Source organism: Kitasatospora sp. NPDC127035 (assembly GCF_042726075.1).
Lineage (GTDB): Bacteria > Actinomycetota > Actinomycetes > Streptomycetales > Streptomycetaceae > Kitasatospora.
Window position 1 is genome coordinate 1 of record NZ_JBHXDN010000149.1, and the last position, 4,088, is coordinate 4,088.

The window sequence follows — 4,088 nt, forward strand, 5'->3', positions numbered from 1 at the left end:
CGGGCGGACCTGCGGCGCCGGCCCGCCCGGCCGCGGGCGTCCCCCGGCGAACCTCCGAGCCGATCCGTCAACTCCGGCCGTGGGCAAGCGCTTCGGCGGTGGTCTTCAGGTCGCTCAGCCAGGACTCCAGGCCCGACCGGAGGACCTCGGTCGCGAAGGGGACGTTCGCCTCGACCTGGGGACCGCTGTGGGTCTCCTCGGTGGTGACGCGGACGCCACCCCGGACGGCCGTGAAGTTCCACACGTGGACGCCGTCGATGCGCAGCCCCTCGGCGACGGCGGGCCCGGTCCAGCGGAGGCACGAGCCGGTCCGGAGCTGTCGGACGGTGGAGGTGATGTCCAGGCTGGTGGCGGGAGTCGCCGGGTTGGGCGGCAGCGGGGTCGTCCACCGGAAGGCCGAACCCCGGTGGAGCGGCCCGTGGTCGAGGCGCTCCGCGGTCCGCACGGGCGCCTGCCAGTCGGGCCAGCGCTCGACGTCGGTCTGGAGCTTCCAGACGGTGCGCAGCGGCGCGTTGATCACGATCTCGGTCCGGTGGCGGACGAGGGCGTCGGGGTCGACGCCCTTGCCCTGGCAGGTGAGGGACCTGCCGTGGTGGGGGGTGGTCGCGCCGGCGGGCGCGGCGGCGCCGCCGAGGAGGCCGGCGACGAGCGGGACGGCGACCAGGGCGGTGCGGATTCCGACGCGGCGAGGACGGGCGGTGCGGGAGCCGTTGGCGCGGGAGCCGTTAACGCGGGGGTCGGTGCTGCGGATGCCGGACATGGGGTTCCCCTCTGACGGGCGGTGGAGTGCGGGTCCCATGCCCCGCACTCCCGCTTGAGCTACATACTCATGCGTTCGTTAGAAGTTGTAACGCACGATTGAGAGGGAGGTCAACAGGTTGCGTGATACCTTCTCGCCAACCCTTGAGCATGTAGCTGAACGGGGGCGGGAAGGCGGCAGGTCATGGCGAGGGCGGGCGCGGACACCCCGAGAGAGCGCTACCGGGCCCAGGTGCGCGCGGAGATCACGGAACGCGCCTGGGAGCAGATCGCCACGGCGGGCGCGTCCGCGCTCTCCCTCAACGCGATCGCCAAGCAGATGGGCATGAGCGGGCCCGCGCTCTACCGCTACTTCGCCAGCCGCGACGACCTGATCACCGAACTCGTCCGGGAGGCGTACCGGAGCCTCGCCGACACCCTGCGCACGGCCGCCGCCGCCGGTGCCGACCTGGCGGGGCTGGCGGGCGCGCTGCGCGGCTGGGCCCTGGTGGACCCGCAGCGGTATCTGCTCATCTACGGCACCCCCGTCCCCGGCTACCGGGCGCCCGAGGACGTCACCGCCGTCTCGAACGAGATCATGACGACCCTGCTCGACGCGTGTGCGGCGCTCGCGCCCGCCGGCCCCGCCGCCGCGACGCCTTTCGGCGCGTACCTGGAGGAGCACCGGGACTGGGCCGGCGGCCACCCCGCCCCGCCCGAGGTGCTCCACCGGTTCCTGACCGTCTGGACCCGCCTGCACGGCGTGCTGTCACTGGAACTCGCCGGCCACTTCGCCGGCATGGGCTTCGATCCGGCGCGGCTCTTCGCGGCCGAGCTGGAGGAGCTGCTGGCGCACCGGGCCTGACGCCGCCCCGGCAGTTGCCGCAGTCGCACAGGAAGTCGACGTGGTCGACTTCCTGTGCGAGGAGGTGTCGGGCTCGAACAAGATCGATCACTTTCCGCCGGGGTGTGGCATCGGCACCCGGCCGGGCGGTCCGGCGGCGACCATGGCTGCGGCGGTCGACCGGTCGCCCCTTGCGCACTGGAGGAGTTCGGGATGACGACGCAGGCGAGCGTGGCGGATCGGCTCGGGATCGAGTCGGGCACGGTGGTCCTGGAGCTGGGCTACGAGGAGGACGTCGACCACGACGTCCGCGACGCGGTGGCCGAGCGGTCGGGCAGCGCCCTCGTCGAGGGGGAGGCCGACGTCGTCGTCGACGTCGCGCTCCTCTGGTTCCGCGACGGTGACGGCGACCTGGTGGATCTGCTCGTGGACGCGCGAACGCTGCTGGCCGACAGGGGAGTCGTGTTCGTCCTGACCCCGAAGTCGGGACGGCCGGGCTACGTGGAGCCCTCGGAGATCGGCGAGAGTGCCCCCACGGCGGGCCTCCAGCAGACGGGCGCCTTCTCCGCGGGCGGCGACTGGACCGCCACCAGGCTCGTGGCCCCCCGGTCGGCCCGCCGCTAGGGCTCGCCCCGGGGCCGGGGCCGGGGCAAGCCCTAGCGGCGGTCACGCGACCAGGCGCAGCCAGGCCGACGCGAGTGCGGCGTGACCGGCCGGCGTCGGGTGCACGCCGTCCGCGGCCCAGTACTCCGGACCGGTCGCCGCGGCGAGCTCGGTGAACATGGCGTCCGCCGCGAGCAGGTGCGCGCCGTAGGCTTCGGCGAGCTCGCGCACGACCTGGATCTTCGGGTCCAGGTCGGCCCGCCACTCCTTCCGGACCGCGTCGTCGACCTCCGCGTGGCGCGTCCTGACGCTGCCGCTGATCGGCAGCAGGAACGGTTCGACGAGGATCAGCTCCGTGCCCGCCCCGGCCAGCGGCGCGAGCAGTCGGCGGTAGCCCGCTGCGAACTCCTCGGCGGGGATCACGCGGCCGTTCGGGTCGAGCGTGTGCCAGCCCATGTCGTTGACGCCGACGAGGATCGACACCACGTCCGGGCGGGCGTCGAGCACGTCTGCCTGCCAGCGGGCTTCCAGGTCCCTCACCTTGTGGCCCCCGATCCCGGTGTTCAGCCAGGTCACGGGCCGGTCCGGGTGCCTGAGGCCCCACTCGCCCGCGACGCGCAGCGGGTAGCCGAACCCGAGGCCGTCCTCGCTCGCCAGCCGCAGGCCGTCGGTGATCGAGTCCCCGGTGAACATCACCCTGGTTCCCGGGCGGAGGGTGATCGTCATCTGTGCTCCTTGTTCGAGTCGGGCAGGAGGGGTTCACCGGGGGAGTTCGCCGGGGGACGGGACGGAACCTCGTGTTCCCGAATCGCCGAGCCGCAAGCCGCCGGCCCGCTCGGAGCTTGCGGCCGGAGCCGCGAGCACGGGTCCGGTTCCCACCCGACCTCTCCTCGCGAACTCCTCGCCGTCCGCCATCCGGCGGACGGCGGCCTTCCGCGCGGGTGTCCTCCGGTCGCCGCCCCGGCCGTCCTGGTACCACTGCGGCCATGTCCCACCACCTCAGCGGCCCCCACCTCCGCTCCCCGCGCGGCGATGCCCGGCTCGACCTCACCGACCTGTTCGCCTTCCCGGCCGCCGGCGACCCCGGCCGCACCGTCCTCGTCCTGGACGCGCACCCGTACGCGGCCGTCCCCGGCGCCGCCTTCCACCCGGACGCCGTCTACCGCCTCAACGTCGACACCGACGGCGACCACCGGGCCGACATCGCCTACTCCTTCACCTTCTCCGCCCCCGACGCCTCCGGCGGCCAGACCGTCACGGTCCGCCGTGCCACCGGCGACGCGGCCCAGAAGCACGAGGCGGGCGGCGACGTCCTCTTCCCCGACGCCCCGGTGACGTTCGGCGACGCCCCGCACGTCGTCGAGGCCGACGGACGCAAGCTCTCCGTCGGCCTGCGCAGCGACCCCTTCTTCGCCGACCTCGAAGGGATCGTCGACAACTTCACCTGGACGGGCCGGGACGCCATGGCGAACGCCAACGTCCTCGGTATCGCGCTCGAAGTGCCGGACGCCGACCTCGGCACCGAGGCGGAGATCGGCCTCTGGGCCCGGGTCAGCCTGCACGTCGACGGGCAGCTGGTCTCCGTCGACCGGGGCGCCCACCCCTCCCTCACCGCGTACTTCAACGCGGAGGAGGTGAAGGACGCCTACAACGCGGGCGAGCCGGCCGACGACTGGACCAACTACCGCGAGGCCTGGACGGCGGTCCTCCAGCACACCGGCGACTACACCACCGACGCCGCCACCGAGACGCTGAAGCTCGTCCTGCCCGACATCCTCCGCTACGACCGCTCCCGCCCGGCCGTCTACCCGAACGGCCGCACGCTCACCGATGACGTGACCTCGGCGCGTCTGGCGATGGTGTCGGGGGGCAAGGTCACCTCGGACCACGTCCCGCCGCACAC

The 4,088-nt window shown here is 73.5% G+C and carries 6 protein-coding genes; 4 read left to right on the top strand and 2 right to left on the bottom strand.

Translation table 11 applies throughout. From position 1 onward, the window contains the following. Positions 1 to 67 precede the first annotated feature (67 nt). A complete protein-coding gene (locus ACFWIC_RS40780) occupies positions 68 to 760 on the bottom strand; it encodes an SRPBCC family protein (RefSeq protein ID WP_380522239.1) in 693 nt (230 codons plus the stop codon). 183 nt (positions 761 to 943) lie between these two features. On the opposite strand from ACFWIC_RS40780, the gene ACFWIC_RS40785 reads away from it, so the two are divergent. From ACFWIC_RS40785 to ACFWIC_RS40795, 3 genes are read left to right on the top strand one after another with little or no spacing between them, the layout of a single operon-like run. After that, the gene (locus ACFWIC_RS40785; RefSeq protein ID WP_380364567.1) at positions 944 to 1,603 is read left to right on the top strand and encodes a TetR/AcrR family transcriptional regulator; all 660 of its coding nucleotides are present in this window, start codon (positions 944 to 946) and stop codon (positions 1,601 to 1,603) included. Positions 1,604 to 1,643: 40 nt separating this feature from the next. Continuing rightward, the gene (locus ACFWIC_RS40790; RefSeq protein ID WP_329950894.1) at positions 1,644 to 1,799 is read left to right on the top strand and encodes a hypothetical protein; all 156 of its coding nucleotides are present in this window, start codon (positions 1,644 to 1,646) and stop codon (positions 1,797 to 1,799) included. Beyond that, positions 1,796 to 2,206, top strand: a complete 411-nt coding sequence (locus ACFWIC_RS40795) for a DUF3052 domain-containing protein (protein ID WP_329878320.1) — start codon at positions 1,796 to 1,798, stop codon at positions 2,204 to 2,206. The genes ACFWIC_RS40790 and ACFWIC_RS40795 overlap by 4 nt, the downstream gene beginning before the upstream one ends. Before the next feature lie 42 nt (positions 2,207 to 2,248). On the opposite strand, the gene ACFWIC_RS40800 is transcribed toward ACFWIC_RS40795, so the two are convergent. Next, the gene (locus ACFWIC_RS40800) at positions 2,249 to 2,911 is read right to left on the bottom strand and encodes an SGNH/GDSL hydrolase family protein (protein ID WP_380364570.1); all 663 of its coding nucleotides are present in this window, start codon (positions 2,909 to 2,911) and stop codon (positions 2,249 to 2,251) included. A gap of 260 nt (positions 2,912 to 3,171) precedes the next feature. Between ACFWIC_RS40800 and ACFWIC_RS40805 the strand changes: the two genes are divergently transcribed. Further along, positions 3,172 to 4,088: DUF4331 family protein (locus ACFWIC_RS40805; RefSeq protein WP_380522241.1), on the top strand; the 917-nt coding region annotated here is incomplete at its 3' end.

Coding starts and splice junctions, on each gene's coding strand:
- ACFWIC_RS40780 (WP_380522239.1), bottom strand. CDS start 760: ATGTCCGGCATCCGCAGCACCGACCCCCGCGTTAACGGCTCCCGCGCC.
- ACFWIC_RS40785 (WP_380364567.1), top strand. CDS start 944: ATGGCGAGGGCGGGCGCGGACACCCCGAGAGAGCGCTACCGGGCCCAG.
- ACFWIC_RS40795 (WP_329878320.1), top strand. CDS start 1,796: ATGACGACGCAGGCGAGCGTGGCGGATCGGCTCGGGATCGAGTCGGGC.
- ACFWIC_RS40800 (WP_380364570.1), bottom strand. CDS start 2,911: ATGACGATCACCCTCCGCCCGGGAACCAGGGTGATGTTCACCGGGGAC.